Annotated in this window: 16 protein-coding genes, 1 tRNA gene and 2 pseudogenes; 8 read left to right on the top strand and 11 right to left on the bottom strand. The window is 70.1% G+C overall.

Going from position 1 to position 18,279, the window contains the following annotated elements:
- Nucleotides 1-66: 66 nt before the first annotated feature.
- The 3 genes from ACFVYE_RS10755 to ACFVYE_RS10745 all read left to right on the top strand — a co-directional run bounded on the left by ACFVYE_RS10755 (nucleotide 67) and on the right by ACFVYE_RS10745 (nucleotide 2,722).
- Nucleotides 67-864 carry a trans-aconitate 2-methyltransferase gene (locus ACFVYE_RS10755; protein WP_389605059.1) on the top strand — a complete coding sequence of 266 codons (798 nt, stop codon included), beginning with the start codon at nucleotides 67-69 and terminating at the stop codon, nucleotides 862-864.
- Nucleotides 864-1,229 carry a VOC family protein gene (locus tag ACFVYE_RS10750; protein WP_383973004.1) on the top strand — a complete coding sequence of 122 codons (366 nt, stop codon included), beginning with the start codon at nucleotides 864-866 and terminating at the stop codon, nucleotides 1,227-1,229. The genes ACFVYE_RS10755 and ACFVYE_RS10750 overlap by 1 nt, the downstream gene beginning before the upstream one ends.
- A gap of 191 nt (nucleotides 1,230-1,420) precedes the next feature.
- A complete protein-coding gene (locus ACFVYE_RS10745; protein ID WP_383973006.1) occupies nucleotides 1,421-2,722 on the top strand; it encodes a hypothetical protein in 1,302 nt (433 codons plus the stop codon).
- Between the two features lie 124 nt (nucleotides 2,723-2,846).
- Here ACFVYE_RS10745 and ACFVYE_RS10740 read toward each other — a convergent pair whose 3' ends face one another.
- Nucleotides 2,847-3,533: a TetR/AcrR family transcriptional regulator gene (locus tag ACFVYE_RS10740; RefSeq protein WP_093896460.1), complete on the bottom strand. Its 687-nt coding sequence runs from the start codon at nucleotides 3,531-3,533 to the stop codon at nucleotides 2,847-2,849.
- Nucleotides 3,530-4,531, bottom strand: coding sequence for an acyl-CoA desaturase (locus ACFVYE_RS10735; protein WP_383973008.1), 1,002 nt, complete (start codon nucleotides 4,529-4,531; stop codon nucleotides 3,530-3,532). Before ACFVYE_RS10735 ends, ACFVYE_RS10740 begins: the two co-directional genes overlap by 4 nt.
- A gap of 276 nt (nucleotides 4,532-4,807) precedes the next feature.
- Here ACFVYE_RS10735 and ppc point away from each other — a divergent pair, with 276 nt between their 5' ends.
- A complete protein-coding gene (gene ppc, locus ACFVYE_RS10730; RefSeq protein WP_383973010.1) occupies nucleotides 4,808-7,537 on the top strand; it encodes a phosphoenolpyruvate carboxylase in 2,730 nt (909 codons plus the stop codon).
- 27 nt (nucleotides 7,538-7,564) lie between these two features.
- Here the strand turns inward: ppc and ACFVYE_RS10725 are convergent, their stop codons facing one another.
- The 7 genes and pseudogenes from ACFVYE_RS10725 to ACFVYE_RS10695 form a co-directional block, all read right to left on the bottom strand.
- Nucleotides 7,565-8,035 (bottom strand): hypothetical protein, encoded by a 471-nt coding sequence (locus tag ACFVYE_RS10725; protein ID WP_383973012.1) that lies wholly within the window; start codon nucleotides 8,033-8,035, stop codon nucleotides 7,565-7,567.
- 123 nt (nucleotides 8,036-8,158) lie between these two features.
- Complete coding sequence (gene pth / locus ACFVYE_RS10720; protein WP_327367879.1) at nucleotides 8,159-8,752, bottom strand: aminoacyl-tRNA hydrolase; 594 nt, start codon at nucleotides 8,750-8,752, stop codon at nucleotides 8,159-8,161.
- 117 nt (nucleotides 8,753-8,869) lie between these two features.
- Nucleotides 8,870-9,457: a 50S ribosomal protein L25/general stress protein Ctc gene (locus ACFVYE_RS10715; RefSeq protein ID WP_383973014.1), complete on the bottom strand. Its 588-nt coding sequence runs from the start codon at nucleotides 9,455-9,457 to the stop codon at nucleotides 8,870-8,872.
- A 182-nt stretch (nucleotides 9,458-9,639) separates the two neighbouring features.
- Nucleotides 9,640-10,614 carry a ribose-phosphate diphosphokinase gene (locus ACFVYE_RS10710; RefSeq protein WP_030976866.1) on the bottom strand — a complete coding sequence of 325 codons (975 nt, stop codon included), beginning with the start codon at nucleotides 10,612-10,614 and terminating at the stop codon, nucleotides 9,640-9,642.
- Nucleotides 10,615-10,734: 120 nt separating this feature from the next.
- A complete protein-coding gene (gene glmU, locus ACFVYE_RS10705; RefSeq protein ID WP_389605054.1) occupies nucleotides 10,735-12,183 on the bottom strand; it encodes a bifunctional UDP-N-acetylglucosamine diphosphorylase/glucosamine-1-phosphate N-acetyltransferase GlmU in 1,449 nt (482 codons plus the stop codon).
- A 109-nt stretch (nucleotides 12,184-12,292) separates the two neighbouring features.
- Nucleotides 12,293-12,364, bottom strand: a tRNA-Gln gene (locus ACFVYE_RS10700).
- A gap of 24 nt (nucleotides 12,365-12,388) precedes the next feature.
- A pseudogene (locus tag ACFVYE_RS10695) lies at nucleotides 12,389-13,248 on the bottom strand (hypothetical protein).
- On the opposite strand from ACFVYE_RS10695, the gene ACFVYE_RS10690 reads away from it, so the two are divergent.
- Nucleotides 13,135-13,377 carry a hypothetical protein gene (locus ACFVYE_RS10690; RefSeq protein ID WP_389605134.1) on the top strand — a complete coding sequence of 81 codons (243 nt, stop codon included), beginning with the start codon at nucleotides 13,135-13,137 and terminating at the stop codon, nucleotides 13,375-13,377. The pseudogene ACFVYE_RS10695 and the gene ACFVYE_RS10690 sit on opposite strands and share 114 nt — an antisense overlap.
- Before the next feature lie 27 nt (nucleotides 13,378-13,404).
- Nucleotides 13,405-14,718, top strand: a complete 1,314-nt coding sequence (locus tag ACFVYE_RS10685; protein WP_383973018.1) for a sensor histidine kinase — start codon at nucleotides 13,405-13,407, stop codon at nucleotides 14,716-14,718.
- 174 nt (nucleotides 14,719-14,892) lie between these two features.
- Here ACFVYE_RS10685 and ACFVYE_RS10680 read toward each other — a convergent pair whose 3' ends face one another.
- A complete protein-coding gene (locus ACFVYE_RS10680; protein ID WP_383978995.1) occupies nucleotides 14,893-15,426 on the bottom strand; it encodes an SUKH-3 domain-containing protein in 534 nt (177 codons plus the stop codon).
- 10 nt (nucleotides 15,427-15,436) lie between these two features.
- Nucleotides 15,437-15,961, bottom strand: coding sequence for a YwqJ-related putative deaminase (locus ACFVYE_RS10675; RefSeq protein ID WP_383978998.1), 525 nt, complete (start codon nucleotides 15,959-15,961; stop codon nucleotides 15,437-15,439).
- Nucleotides 15,962-16,263: 302 nt separating this feature from the next.
- Here ACFVYE_RS10675 and ACFVYE_RS10670 point away from each other — a divergent pair, with 302 nt between their 5' ends.
- Both ACFVYE_RS10670 and ACFVYE_RS10665 read left to right on the top strand, forming a co-directional pair.
- Nucleotides 16,264-17,241, top strand: a complete 978-nt coding sequence (locus ACFVYE_RS10670; RefSeq protein WP_389605051.1) for an SMI1/KNR4 family protein — start codon at nucleotides 16,264-16,266, stop codon at nucleotides 17,239-17,241.
- Between the two features lie 5 nt (nucleotides 17,242-17,246).
- Nucleotides 17,247-18,279, top strand: a pseudogene (locus ACFVYE_RS10665) (hypothetical protein); the annotation flags it as partial.

The following is an 18,279-nucleotide window of genomic DNA, read 5'->3' as shown; positions in this document are numbered from 1 at the left end:
TCGACATGAAGTCTCTTGAATTCAAGTGTCTTGACATCAAGAGACTTTCGCCGTGATCCTTGTTCCATGACCGCACCGACCTGGGATCCGCAGCAGTACCTGCGCCACGCGGACCATCGCACCCGCCCCTTCCACGACCTCCTGGCCCGCATCGCCGAGCCTCCGGCCGCCCCCGCGCCCCGTGTCGCCGACCTCGGCTGCGGAGCGGGAAACGTCACCGCACTCCTCGCCGACCGCTGGCCGAAGGCCCGGATCACCGGCTACGACAACTCCCCGCAGATGCTGGAGCGGGCCCGGGCACACGCCGGCCCCCTCCTGGGCTTCGCCGAGGCCGACGCCACGACCTGGACCCCCGCGGAGCCGTACGACCTGATCGTCTCCAACGCCCTGCTCCAGTGGGTCCCGGACCACACCGCCCGCTTCCCGGTCTGGCTGGACGCGATCACCCCCGGCGGCACGTTCGCCTTCCAGGTCCCCGGCAACTTCGACCAGCCCAGCCATGTCCTGATGCGGGAACTCGCCGGGTCCCCGCGCTGGCGCGACCGTCTGGCCGGCGAGCTGCGCCACGCCGACGCGGTGCTCAGTCCCGCCGCCTACCTCGACACGCTGACGGCCCCCGGGATCACGGCCGACGTCTGGGAGACCACGTATCTGCATCTGCTGCCCGGAGAGGACCCGGTGCTCGACTGGGTGAAGGGCACCGGCCTGCGCCCCGTCCTGACAGCCCTCGCCGACGGCCCCGAGGCCCGCGAAGCGTTTCTCGCCGAATACCGCGACCAGCTCCGCACCGCCTACCCCAAGGGCCCGCACGGCACGGTGTTCCCGTTCCGCCGGATCTTCGCCGTGGCCCGCAAGGAGATGTGATGATCGCCGCCGTCGACCACGTCCAACTGGCCGCCCCGGCAGGCTCACAGGACATGCTGCGCACGTACTACGTGGACACCCTCGGCATGACGGAACTCGCCAAACCCCCCGCACTCGCGGCCCGCGGCGGCTGCTGGTTCCAGGCCGGCCCGGTCCAGCTCCACCTGGGCATCGAATCCGACTTCCGCCCGGCGAAGAAGGCTCACCCGGGCCTGCGCGTCACGGACATCGAGGCATACGCGGCGCGACTGGAGAAGCGCGGAGCCGAGGTGCGCTGGGACGACGAACTGCCGGGGCACCGGCGCTTCTTCAGCCACGACCCGGTGGGGAACCGGCTGGAGTTCCTGGAGCCGGTGGGCCACTGAGCGACCCGGCGCGTCCAGCGCCTTCCGCGTGAAGGAGCACTTCTGCGGCTCGGCGTCGCGGTCGCGGGCCTCGGAGGCCGGCCGTCGTCGCGGGCGCTCCGACCCGTAAGTTCCCTGAAGGCAAAGGGTATTGCCCCCACCGTGCCCTTCCGTCCCTGGGCCCCGCGCCCGCGTCCACCTAGCGTGGCTCCATGCGTACCCACGAGAGCGCCGGGCAGACACACAGCACGCCGCCCGCGTCCCCCGTACGGAACAGCCGCGGCCCTCGCACCTTCGCGGACCTGCAGAGCACCATGGGCAACGCGGCCGTATCGCAGCTGATCACGGTGTCCCGGATGATGACCGAGGACGATTTCAAACAGAGCACGGCGTCCTTCGGGCCGCGCGGCCGCTCCGAGATCACCAAGGTGGACGAGGCGCTCAAGGCGTTCTACGTCCTGCCGGACGCCAGACCGGGCGCCCGGCTGCTCGCCCTCAAGGACATCGTCAAGGCGTGCAGCGACTACGCCGCCCACAAGGCCGAGGGAGGGTCGCGCGTAGGGGGCGCCCAGCAGCTCGGCCGGCAGGCCGCGGCGGCGCAGGGACAGCTGGACCCCGAGGCGGTCTTCAGGGACCTGCTGACCGAACTCGACCGCATGATGAGCGAGGGGAAGAACCCGGACCTCGACATCCGCATGCCGGCCGGTGAGGCCCAGAAGGCGGCGCAGGCCGTCCCCGCGGACCGGTTCCACGCGATGATGGGCGACTTCGTCCGGAAGCTGGGGGCGCTCCGTGAGGACTCGGCGCTACCTGAGGAGACGCGCGCCGTCATCGGGGAACTGATGGCCGTGGTGCCCCTGGTGACCGTGATGCAGTACCCGCAGGGCGGCATGCCGGGCATGAAGCTCAACCCGGCCACCGACGGAGGCGGCCCGGCGTTCACGTTCAACGTCGACACCCAGGCCAGGGGCGGCACCTCCTTCCTGCTGGGGCACATCGCCCACGAGCTGACCCATGTCGCGGCCCACCAGGCGTTCGGCAGCAGCCCGGTGATGGAGCTGGTGCAGTCCGGGGCGACCGATGCGGAGGTCGCGGCGCTGGCGGCCGAGCGCAAGCAGGCGCTCAGCGATCTGAAGGCGGAGCTGGCCGGAAACCCCGAGTTCGACGAATTCCAGCGAGGGATGCTGGAGGAAAAGCTGGTCTACGGCGCTCAGCCGCACAAACTGGAGCGGTACGCGGAATCCTTCGCGAAGCCCGGCAAGGACAAGCCGGCCAAGATCACCCCCGAGCAGAAGGACCGCCTGGTCGGCTGGGGCAAGGCGGCCGGAGACGCGTCCGGCACGCTGGTCGAGTACGACACCGTGCTCAACCAGATGCTGATCTATCTGCACATGTGGCAGACCAGCCAGGACAACCCCTTCTACGTGCGGCTGCGGGCGGTGGCCCAGGCGGCGTACGAGCGCCGGAGCCGCGCCCGCCGGTCCACCGGCCGGCCGGCGGATCAGTCGTCGTAGAACGCTTCGCGGGTCCGGTACCCGGGCATCGAAGGCCGCACACAGCCCTGTGCCGGCTGTACCCGGCGACGCGCTTGCCGCGCTCCTCGGCGGAGTCCCCGGCCGGCCCCGGCACGCCGGCCCCTCAGCTCTTGCGGTGCCCTACCAGCCGCGGCTTCGACTCCAGGTTCTCCAGGCCGTGCCAGGCCAGGTTCACCAGATGGGCCGCGACCTCCGCCTTCTTCGGCTTGCGGGCGTTGACCCACCACTGGCCGGTCAGGGCGACCATGCCGACCAGCGCCTGGGCGTACAGCGGGGCCAGCTTCGGGTCGAAGCCGCGAGCCTTGAACTCCAGGCCCAGGATGTCTTCCACCTGGGTGGCGATGTCGCTGATGAGGGAGGCGAAGGTACCCGTCGACTGGGCGACGGGGGAGTCGCGGACCAGGATGCGGAAGCCGTCCGTGTACGTCTCGATGTAGTCGAGCAGGGCGAACGCCGCCTGCTCCAGGAGTTCGCGGGGGTGGCCCGCGGTCAGGGCACCGGTGACCATGTCGAGGAGCTGGCGCATCTCGCGGTCGACCACCACGGCGTACAGACCCTCCTTGCCGCCGAAGTGCTCGTAGACGACCGGCTTGGAGACGCCGGCCCGAGCCGCGATCTCCTCGACCGAGGTGCCCTCGAAGCCCTTGTCGGCGAAGAGGGTCCGGCCGATGTCCAACAGCTGCTCGCGGCGTTCCTTGCCGGTCATCCTCACCCGGCGGGTGCGCCGGACGGAGGGGGGACGGTTGTTCTCGCTGCTGGTGCTGGAGTCGGTCGCCACGTCGTCAATCATGCCGCGTCGGCGCGTGCGGGGTCGCGGCGGGAGTCGATACGGCGGGAGTCGATCCGGGCGGAGTCCGGCCAGCGCACGTCGTACGCCCAGCCCAGTTTCTCGAACCAGCGGATCAGCCGGGCACTCGAATCGATCTGGCCCCTCAGCACTCCGTGGCGCGCGCTCGTCGGGTCCGCGTGGTGCAGGTTGTGCCAGGACTCGCCGCAGGACAGGACCGCGAGCCACCACACGTTGCCGGACCGGTCACGGGACCTGAAGGGGCGCTTGCCGACCGCGTGGCAGATGGAGTTGATCGACCAGGTGACGTGGTGCAGCAGGGCCACCCGTACGAGAGAACCCCAGAAGAAGGCGGTCGCCGCACCCCACCACGACATCGTCACCAGACCGCCGACCAGCGGCGGGAACGCCAGCGACACGATCGTGAAAGTGAGGAAATGGCGGGAGATCCCGCGGATCGCCGGGTCCTTGATCAGGTCGGGGGCGTACTTCTGCTGCGGGGTCTGCTCCTCGTCGAACATCCAGCCGATGTGCGCCCACCACAGGCCCTTCATCAGAGCGGGGAGACTCTCACCGAAACGCCACGGCGAGTGCGGGTCGCCCTCGGCGTCGGAGAAGCGGTGGTGCTTGCGGTGGTCGGCCACCCAGCGCACCAGCGGACCCTCCACGGCCAGCGAACCCGCGACGGCCAGAGCGATGCGGAGCGGGCGCCTCGCCTTGAAGGAGCCATGGGTGAAGTAACGGTGGAAGCCGATCGTGATGCCGTGGCAGCCGATGAAGTACATCGCCACGAGCAGACCCAGATCGAGCCCGCTCACGCCTCGGCCCCAGGCCAGCGGCACCGCGGCGACCAGCGCCACGAACGGCACCACGATGAACAGCAGAAGGGCGATCTGTTCGATCGACCGTTTGTTGTCCCCGCCGAGCGTGGCGGAGGGAAGGACCTGACCGTCGGGCGCCGATGGCTGGGTGTCGTCGATCACAGCGGGGCTGGTGTTCATGGGGAGTCCCCTGGGGATGAGGAATACGACGGATAGCTCTGGCTACGCATCCGTAACCTACGGCTACGTAAGTATGGCAGCGCGGAGGCCCGCTGCACGAGAGCGCGACGGGCCTCCCGTGAAGGGGAAACCCGATCGGGGCGCGAGCGGTGCCGACGGCGTGGACACCTATCCTGGTGGGGTCGGACAGCGCGGTCCGCACTCTGCTTCCCGGGGTGTCGTCAGCACCAGGCCCCGGAGATCCCCGTGCTCAACCACTGCAAGGAGCCGCACACTGTGAGCAGTGCCGACCAGACCCCCGCCGCCAGCCCCGAGCTGCGCGCCGACATCCGCCGCCTCGGTGATCTGCTGGGCGAGACCCTCGTACGCCAGGAGGGCCAGGAACTCCTCGACCTCGTCGAGCGGGTCCGCGCCCTGACCCGCACCGACGGTGAGGCCGCTGCCGAACTCCTCGGCGACACGGACCTGGAGACCGCCGCACAGCTCGTGCGCGCCTTCTCCACCTACTTCCACCTCGCCAACGTCACCGAACAGGTCCACCGCGCCCACGAGATGCGTGACCGGCGCGCCGCCGAGGGCGGTCTCCTCGCCCGTACCGCCGACCGGCTGAAGGACGCGGACCCGGTCCACCTGCGCGAGACCGTCAAGAACCTCAACGTACGGCCCGTCTTCACCGCACACCCGACCGAGGCCGCGCGGCGCTCCGTACTGAACAAGCTCCGCCGCATCGCCGAGCTGCTGGAGACGCCCGTCATCGACGCCGACCGGCGCCGCCAGGACCTGAGGCTCGCCGAGAACATCGACCTCATCTGGCAGACCGACGAGCTGCGCGTGGTCCGGCCCGAACCGGCCGACGAGGCCCGCAACGCCATCTACTACCTCGACGAGCTGCACACGGGCGCCGTCGGAGACGTACTCGAAGACCTGGCGGCCGAGCTGGAGCGGGTCGGCGTCGAACTGCCCGCGGGCACCCGCCCCCTCACCTTCGGTACGTGGATCGGCGGCGACCGCGACGGCAACCCCAACGTGACACCCGCCGTCACCCGGGAGGTGCTGATCCTCCAGCACGAGCACGGCATCACCGACGCGCTGGAGCTCGTCGACCACCTGCGCGGGCAGCTCTCCAACTCCATCCGCTACACCGGCGCCACCGACGAGCTGCTGACCTCGCTCCAGGCCGACCTGGAGCGCCTCCCCGAGATCAGCCCGCGCTACAAGCGGCTGAACGCCGAGGAGCCGTACCGCCTCAAGGCCACCTGCATCCGGCAGAAGCTCGTCAACACCCGCGAGCGCCTCGCCGGCGGCACCCCGCACCGCCCCGGCTGCGACTACCTCGGCACCGCCGAGCTCATCGCCGACCTGGAACTCATCCAGACCTCGCTGCGCGAGCACCGCGGCGGCCTGTTCGCCGACGGGCGGATGGACCGCACGATCCGCACACTCGCCGCGTTCGGTCTCCAGCTCGCCACCATGGACGTACGCGAGCACGCGGACGCCCACCACCACGCCCTCGGCCAGCTCTTCGACCGGCTCGGCGAGGAGTCCTGGCGCTACGCCGACATGCCGCGCGACTACCGTCAGAAGCTGCTCGCCAAGGAGCTGCGCTCGCGCCGCCCGCTCGCCCCGACCCCGGCCCCGCTGGACGCCGCGGGCGAGAAGACCCTCGGCGTCTTCCACACCATCAAGGAAGCCTTCGAGCGGTTCGGCCCCGAGGTCATCGAGTCGTACATCATTTCGATGTGCCAGGGCGCCGACGACGTCTTCGCCGCCGCTGTCCTGGCCCGCGAGGCCGGACTGCTCGACCTGCACGGCGGCTGGGCCAAGATCGGCATCGTGCCGCTCCTGGAGACCACCGACGAGCTGCGCGCCGCAGACGTCATCCTCGACGAGATGCTCGCCGACCCGTCGTACCGCCGCCTCGTCTCGCTGCGCGGCGATGTGCAGGAGGTCATGCTCGGGTACTCCGACTCCTCCAAGTTCGGCGGCATCACCACCTCGCAGTGGGAGATCCACCGGGCGCAGCGCCGACTGCGTGACGTCGCGCACCGCTACGGCGTACGGCTGCGGCTCTTCCACGGCCGCGGCGGCACCGTCGGCCGTGGCGGCGGCCCCTCGCACGACGCGATCCTCGCGCAGCCGTGGGGCACCCTCGAAGGCGAGATCAAGGTGACCGAGCAGGGCGAGGTCATCTCCGACAAGTACCTCATCCCGGCGCTCGCCAGGGAGAACCTGGAGCTGACCGTCGCGGCCACCCTCCAGGCCTCCGCGCTGCACACCGCGCCCCGCCAGTCCGACGAGGCCCTGGCCCGCTGGGACGCGGCGATGGACACCGTCTCCGACGCCGCGCACGCCGCTTACCGCAAGCTGGTCGAGGACCCGGACCTGCCCGCGTACTTCTTCGCCTCCACCCCCGTCGACCAGCTCGCCGAGCTGCACCTCGGGTCGCGCCCGTCGCGGCGTCCGGACTCCGGCGCCGGTCTGGACGGGCTGCGGGCCATCCCGTGGGTCTTCGGCTGGACCCAGTCACGGCAGATCGTGCCCGGCTGGTACGGCGTCGGCTCCGGACTCAAGGCGCTGCGCGAGGCCGGTCTGGACACCGTTCTGGACGAGATGCACGAGCAGTGGCACTTCTTCCGGAACTTCATCTCGAACGTGGAGATGACGCTGGCCAAGACCGACCTGCGGATCGCCCGCCACTATGTCGACACACTCGTCCCGGACGAGCTGAAGCATGTCTTCGCCGACATCGAGGCCGAGCACGCGCTCACGGTCCAGGAGGTCCTGAGGGTCACCGGCGGCTCCGAACTGCTCGGCACCAGCCCGGTGCTCCAGCAGACCTTCGCCATCCGGGACGCCTACCTGGACCCGATCTCCTATCTCCAGGTCTCGCTGCTGGCCCGCCAGCGCGAGGCGGCGGCACGCGGCGAAGAAGCGGACCCGCTGCTCGCCAGGGCCCTGCTGCTCACCGTGAACGGTGTCGCCGCGGGTCTGCGCAACACCGGCTGAGCCCCCCGGACGCGGGTGCGGCCCTGCTCACAGGGCGATGAACGTCGCCACCAGCAGGGTCGCGCCCGCGACCCCGGTGCCCCAGGCGATCCGGGGCAGCCGCAGACCGCCGCCGATGACCAGGGCGGCCAGCAACAGCGCACCACCCAGCGGCACCCAGGCATGCAGGAAGCCGGGTGTTCCGGTGCGTACGACATCGTCCGTGCCGGGCTTCACGACGACGGGGAAGCGATCACCCCTCCGCGCCGCGACGGACTTCTCGATCGTCACCCGGGGGCGCGCGGCGGCCTGACCGGACGGTGTGAACGGTCCGGTGCAGACATCGGCACCGCAGCCCGTGACGGTCATCGTGCCGTGCTCACGGCCCTTGGCCAGAACGATGTGGTGCGCCGAACTCCAGGAGGACACCACGCCCGCGACGAGCAGCAGCAGGACGACACAGCCCATGGCGGCGCTGCGGGCGTAGACCAGGGCGCGGTGGGAGGAGCTCCGCTTCATGGGGAGCGATCTTTGGGCAGATCAGCGCCCTCGGTCAACTTGTGGCCGAAAATCGCCGGGGTACCGGCGGGAATGTCAGAGTTGTACACGCTGTCGATGCAGGAGCCGCACGCGTTGCGGACATCAGGAGTTGTACGCGCTCTGCGCGCGCTCCAGACCCTCCGCGAGCAGGCACTCCACCGAGTCGGCGGCCCGGTCCACGAGGTAGGCGAGCTCCTTGCGCTCGGTGGACGAGAAGTCCTTCAGCACAAAGTCCGCGACCTGCATCCGCCCCGGCGGCCGGCCGATCCCGAACCGGATCCGGTGGTAGTCGGCGCCCATCGACTTGGTCATCGACTTGAGCCCATTGTGCCCGTTGTCGCCGCCGCCCAGCTTCAGCCGGAGCGTCCCGTAGTCGATGTCCAGCTCGTCGTGGATCGCCACGATGTGGTCGGTCGGCACCTTGTAGAAGTCGCGCAGCGCGGTGACGGGGCCGCCGGAGAGGTTCATGTACGACATCGGCTTGGCCAGGATCACCCGGCGGTTCTCAGGCCCCGGCGGGCCCATACGGCCCTCGACGACCTGAGCCTGGGCCTTCTGCGCACGCTTGAACTTCCCGCCGATCCGCTCGGCAAGGAGGTCGGCGACCATGAAACCGACGTTGTGCCGGTTCGCCGCGTACTCGGGACCGGGGTTGCCGAGGCCCACGATGAGCCAGGGTTCGGTGGCGTCGGACATCTGCGCTCGGTCTCCTCGCGTACGGATGGTTCCGGATGGCCCGGTTACAGGGAAACGGGGCGGCGGGCCCTCGAAGAAGGAACCGCCGCCCCGTCAGTGAAGCAGGAAAGGCGAGGCTCAGCCCTCGGCGCCCTCGGCCTCGGCGGCCTCGGCGGCCGGCTCCTCGGCCTGCGCGGCGACGACCTGGAGCACGACGGCGTCCTCGTCACCGGCCAGCACGGAGCCCTTGGGCAGCGGGATGTCCTTGGCGAGGATCGAGTCGCCGGCGTCCAGGCCCGCGACGGAGACCGTGACGGACTCGGGGATGTGAGTGGCCTCGGCCTCGACGAGCAGGGTGTTCTGCACGTACTCCAGGAGGTTGCCGCCCGGGGCCAGCTCGCCCTCGACGTGCACGGCGATCTCGACGTTGACCTTCTCGCCGCGCTTGACGGTCAGCAGGTCGACGTGCTCGATGTTGCCCTTGAGCGGGTTGCGCTGCACGGCCTTGGGGATGACCAGGGCGTCCTTGCCGTCGATCTCCAGACCGATCAGGACGTTGGCGGTCTTGAGCGCCATCATCAGGTCGTGGCCCGGCAGGTTGATGTGAACCGGCTCGGCACCGTGGCCGTAGACGACCGCGGGAACCAGGTTGGCACGGCGGGTGCGACGGGCAGCGCCCTTGCCGAACTCGGTACGGACCTGGGCGGCGAGCTTGACCTCAGCCATGACTGCACTCCTCGTATGGTGACGAAACTTGGACGGTCACCCGGCCCACGACAGGCCTGCTACGAAGAGCGCGTCGATAACGGACCGCCGTACACATGAGTACGGCCTCCCTCGCCGAGCAACTCGCTGAGTCTACCCGGCGGGGAGGCCGCACCCAAAGTGGATCTTTTCCGCAGTGCTGCTTACTGCTCCTCGAAGAGGCTCGTCACCGAACCGTCCTCGAAGACCTCACGCACCGCGCGGGCGATCGTCGGGGCGATCGAGAGCACCGTGATCTTGTCGAGCTCCAGCTCACCCGGGGTCGGCAGGGTGTCCGTGAAGACGAACTCGCTGACCTTGGAGTTCTTCAGACGGTCCGCGGCCGGACCGGAGAGCACACCGTGCGTGGCCGTCACTATGACGTCCTCGGCGCCGTGCGCGAACAGGGCGTCGGCGGCGGCGCAGATGGTGCCGCCGGTGTCGATCATGTCGTCGACCAGGACGCAGACCCGGCCCTTGACGTTGCCGACGACCTCGTGGACGGTCACCTGGTTGGCGACGTCCTTGTCACGGCGCTTGTGGACGATCGCCAGCGGGGCATCCAGGCGGTCGCACCAGCGGTCGGCGACACGCACCCGGCCGGCGTCCGGGGAGACGATCGTCAGCTTCGAACGGTCGACCTTGGCACCGACGTAGTCGGCCAGGATCGGCAGCGCGAAGAGGTGGTCGACCGGGCCGTCGAAGAAGCCCTGGATCTGGTCGGTGTGCAGGTCGACGGTGAGGATGCGGTCGGCACCCGCCGTCTTCATCAGATCGGCGACCAGACGGGCCGAGATCGGCTCACGGCCGCGGTGCTTCTTGTCCTGGCGGGCATAACCGTAGAACGGCACGATCACCGTGATGGAGCGGGCCGAGGCGCGCTTCAGCGCGTCCAGCATGATGAGCTGCTCCATGATCCACTTGTTGATCGGAGCGGTGTGGCTCTGGATCAGGAAGCAGTCGGCGCCGCGGGCGGACTCCTGGAAGCGGACGTAGATCTCACCGTTGGCGAAATCGAAGGCCTTCGTCGGCACGAGGCCGACACCCAGTTGGTGCGCAACCTCCTCGGCCAGCTCGGGGTGGGCGCGGCCGGAGAAGAGCATCAGCTTCTTCTCGCCGGTCGTCTTGATCCCGGTCACAGCACAGTCTCCTCAGACGTGTTCCTGGCGCTGCACGCATGTGTCCCGATGTGCAACGAGCCAGCCGAAATGGGGTGAGCATCTATCACGGTACGCCGTGCACGGCGCACCTGTTTCCGGTCAGCTTTCGCCATCGTGCTCCGGGGCGGCGGCCTGAGCTGCCTGCGCGGCGGCACTTCCCGGACGCTTGCGGGCCACCCAGCCCTCGATATTCCTTTGCTGGCCGCGGGCGACAGCCAGCGAACCGGACGGTACGTCCTTGGTGATGACCGAGCCGGCCGCGGTGTAGACACCGTCCCCGACCGTGACGGGCGCCACAAACATATTGTCCGACCCGGTACGGCAGTGTGAGCCGATCGTCGTGTGGTGCTTGGCCACGCCGTCGTAGTTCACGAAGACGCTGGCGGCACCGATGTTGGTGTGATCGCCGATCGTCGCGTCGCCGACATAGCTCAGGTGCGGGACCTTGGTGCCCTCGCCGATCGTGGCGTTCTTCATCTCCACGTAGGTGCCGGCCTTGGCCTTCGGGCCGAGCTGGGTGCCGGGCCGCAGATAGGCGTACGGGCCTACCGTCGCGCCCTCGCCGACCTCGGCCCGGTCCGCGACCGTGTTGTCCACGCGCGCGCCCGCGTGCACAACGGTGTCCGTGAGCCGGGTGTTGGGGCCTACCTCGGCGTCCTCGGCGAGATGCGTGCTGCCGAGCAGCTGGGTGCCCGGGTGCACGATCGCGTCCCGCTCGTAGGTGACGGTGGCGTCGATCAGTGTGGACGCCGGGTCCACGACGGTCACACCGGCGAGCATGGCCCGCTCCAGCAGCCGCTGGTTCAGCAGCCGCCGGGCCTCGGCCAGCTGGACCCGGTTGTTGATGCCGAGGATCTCGCGGTGGTCGTCGGCGACACAGGCGCCGACCCGGTGTCCGGCCTCGCGCAGGATGGAGAGCACATCGGTGAGGTACTCCTCGCCCTGGCTGTTGTCGGTGCGGACCTTGCCGAGGGCGTCCGTGAGCAGCCGGCCGTCGAAGGCGAAGACCCCGGAGTTGATCTCCCGGATCGCACGCTGGGCATCGGTGGCGTCCTTGTGCTCGACGATCTCGGTGACCGCACCGCTGGCCGGGTCGCGGACGATCCGGCCGTACCCGGTGGAGTCCGGGACCTCGGCGGTCAGCACGGTGACGGCGTTGGAGTCGGCCGTGTGGGTGGCGGCGAGCGCGGTGAGCGTCTCGCCGGAGAGCAGCGGGGTGTCGCCGCATACGACGATCACGGTGCCCTCGACGGTCCCGCCGAGCTCGTCGAGACCGACGCGCACCGCGTTTCCGGTGCCCTTCTGCTGGGCCTGGTAGGCGGTCCGCAGCCGGTCGTCGACGGCGGTGAGATGCGCGCTGACCCGCTCGCTCTCGTGGCCGACGACCACGACGAGGTGTTCCGGGTCCAGTTCGCGGGAGGAGGCGACGACATGTCCGACGAGCGAGCGCCCGGAGATCTCGTGCAGAACCTTGGGGGTCTTCGACTTCATGCGGGTGCCCTCACCCGCTGCGAGGACGACGACGGCTGCCGGGCGGTCGGAGCTCACGGAAATGCCCTTCGGCTTCGGGTGGTGGACATCCGAAGGATACCGGGGGGGTATGGGGTGGACATGCGTGCGGGCCCCGACCGGTGAGGTCGGGGCCCGCACGCATGGGCTCCCCCGCCAGGACTCGAACCCGGACAAATAGCACCAAAAGCTACTGTGCTGCCAATTACACCACGGGGGAATAAAGCCAACTAACCGGACATTTTCATCTGGCTGCCGGATCAGCACCCAACACTATGCCGTACCAAGCCCCTTCGATGCGACGGTAAAGCTCCGCGCTTTGGGTCACATAGATGATCAAGCACCCTCGGTATGCCTCGGCGGTGTTCTTGCGTGTCGTTCTCGGACTGTGCTTCTTGAGGGTTGCCCTTTGGGGCGCGGACGTGCCGACGCCCACCAGTTCGCTCCAGAAGCGCTCGGCCTCGGCAACGTCTGCGGACTCATGGATGCTGACTCGGAAGCGCAGGCGCTCGCGTGAGACTCCGAGGAGTTCGAGCCAGCGTAGATACAGCCTGATCACGTTGGGGTCGCTGTTGATGAACTGGAGGTTCTCCCGACGGCTATAGGGCTTGTCCTTGGATCCTTCGGCCCAGTAGAGGGTGACGCCGGCGATGAAGAGCTCTCGGTCCGAGAGCTGCCCGATGGAGTCACGCGCGAGACGTTTGGTCTCCTGTCGTTCCCTTTCCTGTGCGGCGCGTAGATCTGCCAGCCGGCGTTCATGCGTGCCAGATGTTCCGCCGCTGTGAAGCGGGGCTCCGGCTTGGGCAGATCCCGCACCCACAGCGAGATCGAACTCTTCGAGCAGCCCAGCTCCACCTGTATCTGGTCATATGTCATGCCCTGGCGCCTCAGCTCCCGTGCCTTCTCCCGTAGGTCGTCCTTGGCTCGCGGGCGCTTCGTCCACTCCGGGGCGGGCTCGCCTTTCACGAGACGGCTCAGAATCTCGTTGTTGTGGACGTGGAGCCGGTTGCGGATCTGGCGGCGACTGAGGCCCTCGCGGCGCAGGGCGATGGCCTGCTCGCGGAGACCCTCGAAATCGGCGTACCTGCCTGTGGTTTCCGTCATACGGTGAGCGTCGTCTGGAATGCGAACGTCCGGGTTCAAAGTGCGCTGGATTCGCCATTTCGGGCGATCGTCGATCGTTTTGTCCCGCGTTCGAACGCACCACGTGCTGTCCAGGTCGCCCGAAAATGAGGTGCGCCCGCCCGTAGGCTGGACGGCATGACCGCAACGGGGGCATACCGGGAAGCCGCGGGTACGACCACCCGCGGCTATTGGTGGTGGGAACGGCGGCGCAGTGTCGCTCTGGACGTGGGGCTCGCGCTCCTGTCGGCGCTGGAATGCGCTCTGGAAGGGGTGGAGTTCGCCGGGGGCACGGGGCTGCCGGTGCCGGTCGGCGTCGTGTTCGGGCTGCTCGCAGGGGCCGTGCTGGTGGTGCGGCGGCGCTGGCCGATCGCCGTGGTGCTGGTGTCGATCGCGACGACGCCCGCCGAGATGGGCTTCCTGATGGGCCTGGTCGGCCTCTACACGCTGGCCGCCTCCGACGTACCGCGAAGAATCACCGCGGTGCTGATGGGGATGTCCTTCATGGGGACGTTCATCGTCACGTACGTACGGCTGCGGCAGAGCGTCTCCGAGCAGACCGACTTCGGGCGCGACGACTGGTACGTACCGCTGCTATCCCTCTTCATGTCGCTCGGGCTCACCGCACCGCCCGTGCTGTTCGGCCTCTACATAGGGGCCAGGCGGCGGCTGATGGAGAGCCTTCGGGAGCGGGCGGACTCGCTGGAGCGGGAGCTGTCGCTGCTCGCCGACCGGGCCGAGGAGCGGGCCGAGTGGGCGCGTACGGAGGAGCGCCACCGGATCGCCCGCGAGATGCACGACGTGGTCGCCCACCGGGTCAGCCTGATGGTCGTGCACGCCGCCGCGCTCCAGGCCGTCGCGCCGAAGGATCCGGCGAAAGCGGTGCGGAACGCCGCCCTGGTCGGCGACATGGGCCGTCAGGCGCTGACGGAGCTCCGCGAGATGCTCGGGGTGCTGCGTAGCGGGGAGCCCGCGGTGGCCCCGTCCGCGAAGCTGCCGCTGGCCTCGGTCGGCCGGGCGGCGGCAGCCGTGGCGGCGGCCGCCACGGAGGACGGGCCCCGGCTGCGCGAGGTGGAGACCCTGGTCGGGGAATCCAGGGCGGCCGGCATGACCGTGGAACTCTCGGTGGACGGCGAGGCCCGCCCGTACGCGCCCGAGGTCGAGCAGACCGCGTACCGGGTGGTGCAGGAGGCCCTGACGAACGTGCACAAGCACGCGGCGGGCGCGAAGACGTGGGTGCGGCTTGCGCACCGGGGCGCGGAAGTCGCGATGCAGGTGGAGAACGGCCCGTCGGACGCCGCCACGGCGGACGCGGGGCTGCCGAGCGGGGGCAACGGGCTGGTCGGTATGCGGGAGCGGGTGCTGGGCCTCGGTGGCGTCTTCGTCTCGGGCCCGACGGATGCGGGCGGCTTCCGGGTGTCGGCGGTACTGCCGGACCGGGGGGCGGCCTGACCCGCCCTGCGGCCTCGCTTCGTCCTCGATCGCCGGGCGGGCAATTCCGGCCCGCCCGGCGATCGAGTTTGAGGACGGAACCGGGCCGGTGGGTTGACGGGGCGGGATCGTGACCGGTCATGGCGGGGTGCCGTCTTGCCCTCAATCGCCGGGTGGGCCGGAGAATCAGGTTGCTCAGCCCGAGACGAGGCGCTCCGGCTGGATGCCGCCGACCAGTGTTGCCAGCGCTTGGTCGATGTCCGGGCCGAGGTACCAGTCCCCGGTGTGATCGATGCTGTACACCCGTCCCTGCGTGTCGATCGCGAGGACAGCCTGCCCGTCCCCCTCCTCGCCCAGCGGGCTGACTTCGGTCTCCAGCGCCCGGCCGAGGTCGCCGAGAGTGCGGGCGAGATGCAGTCCGCTCAGCGGATCGATGCGCACCGGGGCCGGTGCGATCTGCCGGCCCGGCGCCGACGCCGTGATGTGCAGGCCGCCGAACTCCGCCCATGCCTCCACGGCCGCCGGGAAGACAGCGTGCTGATGGCCGGCGGGCGACGCGTGCGAGCGCAGTGCGTCGGCCCACTCCTCGGCCTGCCGGATGTCCCAGCGGCCGGGCTGCCAGCCCGCGGCGCGCAGGGCGGCGTCGACGGCGACGGGGAAGCGGGTCGAGGAGTGGCGGTCGCGGACCGCGGGGCCCGTCTGTTCGGGTAGGTCGGTTCGGTCGTGCATCGGCGCGCGGTCAGCCCTTCTCGGCGGTGGTCGCCGCCCCGGTGGTCGTGAGGTCGACGGGACGTACGCCGAAGTGGGCGAGCATCGCCTCGCAGGAGCGGCACGGCGGTGCGTAACTGCCGTGCATCGGGTCGCCGTCCTCACGGATGCGCCGTGCGGTGAGCCGCGAGTGCTTCAGGGCGCGGCGGGCCTCGCCGTTGGTCAGCGGCTTGCGCTGGGCCCGCTTGGAACGGCCGGCTTCGGCCGCGGTGAGCTGCCGGGAGAGCAGTATCGCCTCGGGGCAGCGGCCGGTGAAGCGTTCACGCTGGCCGCTGGTGAGGGTGTCGAGGAAGTCCTGGACCAGTGGGTGCAGTACGGGCGGCTGGTCGCCCTTGCCCGCTGTGCAGGTGAGCGTCTCACCGCGTACGGACAGCGCTGCGGCCACCGCGGGCAGGATGCCGTCGCGGCGGTGGTGCAGCCGGGGTGTGAGGCCGGTTCCGGTGTTGCTCCAGCTGAGGCGCGGATCCCCGGATGTGACTGTTTGTGCGCTGTGCATGGTGCTTTTCCCTCCCGTGCCCGCAGCGGTAGCTGCGCGATGTGCACGCCCCCGAGTTGCGGTGACAGCCTGCCAAATGTCCCGGCTGGTGGGGAAGCTGGGGCGGGGAAATGCGCCTTTGTGTCGCTCGGCAGTGGCAGGAGCATCGCTTGTCCGTCACGTCGCTGTGACGGTTCGTGACGGAAGAGGAGGGGGTGGTGTAGGGGCGAGACCCGCTCTTGCGCCACCGCATAGGCTGTGCCCGGACCGCCCCCTTGGGCAGGTCGGTCCTCACCAGTCAGACGCAGCAGGGGGCAACCGCCATGACGACAGGTCGGCTCGGGCAGCAATCCGCGCCACCGAACGCGGCCTACGCCGGGCAGCTCGTGCATTTCCCGGACCCGGTCCGGGCGTCCCGCCACCCCAGAGGTGTGCGTATGGACGAGAGGGGCAGCCCGGACTTTGCGCCGTACGCGCGCGCCGCCGCCGAGATCGCCGAGCCCCCGCAGGGCTTCGGCGTCGACGAACTGAGGCTCACCGACTACGTCTCGGCCAATGCGGCGCTGGCGGCGAGCGGTCATGAGCTGTGGGACACGATTCCCGCCGTGGCCACCCCGCACGGCTGGACCTGGCACCACGTACCCGGCGGCCGGCGCATGGAGCTGATTCCGGTCGAGGTCAAGGCGCTGCTCAGGCATCACGGTGGCCTCGCCGCCACCGCGGTCGACCAGAACAAGCGCGGCACCCGCCCGTTGCAGGAGACCCGGCCCGCGCATTTCCGGCTGCCCAAGGGCGCCGTCGCGGTGAGCGAGCAGCAGATCCTGGGGGTCGAGGAGGACCTCGGCTACCGGCTGCCCGGTGCCTACCGTTCCTTCCTCAAGGCGGCGGGCGGCTCGGCCCCGGTCGGTGCGGCGCTCGACGCGGAGCTCGGTCTCCTGGTCGACCAGCCGTTCTTCACGGTGCGCGAGGAGGCCGCCGTGAACGACCTGGTGTACGTCAACAAGTGCCTGCGGGATCACCTCACCAAGGACTATCTGGGCGTCGGCTTCGTCCAGGGCGGCATCCTCGCGGTGAAGGTGAAGGGCGATGGTGTCGGCTCGGTCTGGTTCTGCGCGTACGACGATGCCCGGGACCAGGACGGCTGGAGCGTGCAGGAGCGGGTGGACCGGCTGCTGCTGCCGTGCGGCGGTGACTTCGACGCCTTCCTGCAGCGTCTGGCGGGCAATCCGCCGGAGCTGGAGACCGTGGCGAACCTGATGGTGGACGGCGGCTTCGCGCGGGCCGTCCCGGTGGAGGGGTGAGCGCGATGGTGACCTTTGCGCAGGCGCAGGAGCGTGCGGACGAGTGGATCAACGGCGATGTGCCCACGTACCAGCACCGCGAGGTGCGGGTGCGGGAGTTCGAACTGGGCTTCGTGGTGTGGGGCGAGGACCGTGCCGAGGGTCCTGTCTCGGACGGCGGCCGGCAGCGGCTGGTGATCGCCAGGGACAGCGGTGAGGCCACCCTGTGGCCGGGGCTGCCGGTGGGCGAGGTGATCCGGCGGTACGAGGAGGAGTACGGCGCACTTGATGCGGCACCGGCTGCTCCGGAGCAGCCGCAGCGCATCGATCTGAATCAGACGTCCTTCCTGTTGAGCCCCCCGGAGTGGCTCCAGGAAGCGGCCGACAAGCTGGGCATACCGGACCGTCGGGCGGACCGGGACGGGGACGCGGCCTCTGCGGCCCCTTCGGCCACTGCGCCTCCCGTCGCTCCTGCTGTTTCCGCGCCTGCGCAGGGTTCGCCGGGCGGGCCTGTCGCGTACGAGCCCACCGCCAACGACGGCGTTCCGGCATCCCTGCCGAACGTGCCCGTCGGGTCGACGCCCTGGGCCGGGACCGACACCAACGCGGGCTCCGACGACGGTGCGGTGCCCCTGCCGGCCACGGTGTTCGCACCGCCGCTCTCGGGCTCCGACGACGACGGCACCCCGCCGCCGGTCGTAGCGGCCGATGCGCCGACCGCCCTGATGTCCGGTGGCAGCCGGCTGCCCCCGACGGCGATCGGCCCCGGCCTGGACGAGCGGGGAGTCGGCACGCCCGCACCCGGAACACCTGCCCCGAGTGCTCCCGGCCCCGGTGCCGGTGACATCGCGGATGCGGCCACCAGCAAGGCCGTCGTGCCCCCGCGCGGTGCACGTGGGGGCGGTTCGACGACCCCGCCGCCGCCCGGTGCCCCCGGCACCCCGGGCGCCGGGCCGGGTGCGCCCGTGCCCCCGCCCTCGGGACCGGGTGCGCCCGGCGCTCCGGCGGGCGGGTACCTGCCGACGCAGCTCGTCCCCCAGCAGGGCCCGCCCGGGGCTC

Origin of the sequence: Streptomyces sp. NPDC058239 (assembly GCF_042882185.1) — a bacterium.
Taxonomy (GTDB): domain Bacteria; phylum Actinomycetota; class Actinomycetes; order Streptomycetales; family Streptomycetaceae; genus Streptomyces.
Note: the sequence above shows the minus strand (reverse complement) of the source record. Positions and strands in the feature narration are given on the sequence as shown.

Excerpts from the sequence above, each read along its gene's own strand:
- ACFVYE_RS10755 (WP_389605059.1), top strand. The coding sequence starts at position 67 with ATGACCGCACCGACCTGGGATCCGCAGCAGTACCTGCGCCACGCGGAC.
- ACFVYE_RS10750 (WP_383973004.1), top strand. The coding sequence starts at position 864 with ATGATCGCCGCCGTCGACCACGTCCAACTGGCCGCCCCGGCAGGCTCA.
- ACFVYE_RS10745 (WP_383973006.1), top strand. The coding sequence starts at position 1,421 with ATGCGTACCCACGAGAGCGCCGGGCAGACACACAGCACGCCGCCCGCG.
- ACFVYE_RS10740 (WP_093896460.1), bottom strand. The coding sequence starts at position 3,533 with ATGATTGACGACGTGGCGACCGACTCCAGCACCAGCAGCGAGAACAAC.
- ACFVYE_RS10735 (WP_383973008.1), bottom strand. The coding sequence starts at position 4,531 with ATGAACACCAGCCCCGCTGTGATCGACGACACCCAGCCATCGGCGCCC.
- ACFVYE_RS10725 (WP_383973012.1), bottom strand. The coding sequence starts at position 8,035 with ATGAAGCGGAGCTCCTCCCACCGCGCCCTGGTCTACGCCCGCAGCGCC.
- pth (WP_327367879.1), bottom strand. The coding sequence starts at position 8,752 with ATGTCCGACGCCACCGAACCCTGGCTCATCGTGGGCCTCGGCAACCCC.
- ACFVYE_RS10715 (WP_383973014.1), bottom strand. The coding sequence starts at position 9,457 with ATGGCTGAGGTCAAGCTCGCCGCCCAGGTCCGTACCGAGTTCGGCAAG.
- ACFVYE_RS10685 (WP_383973018.1), top strand. The coding sequence starts at position 13,405 with ATGACCGCAACGGGGGCATACCGGGAAGCCGCGGGTACGACCACCCGC.
- ACFVYE_RS10680 (WP_383978995.1), bottom strand. The coding sequence starts at position 15,426 with ATGCACGACCGAACCGACCTACCCGAACAGACGGGCCCCGCGGTCCGC.
- ACFVYE_RS10675 (WP_383978998.1), bottom strand. The coding sequence starts at position 15,961 with ATGCACAGCGCACAAACAGTCACATCCGGGGATCCGCGCCTCAGCTGG.
- ACFVYE_RS10670 (WP_389605051.1), top strand. The coding sequence starts at position 16,264 with ATGACGACAGGTCGGCTCGGGCAGCAATCCGCGCCACCGAACGCGGCC.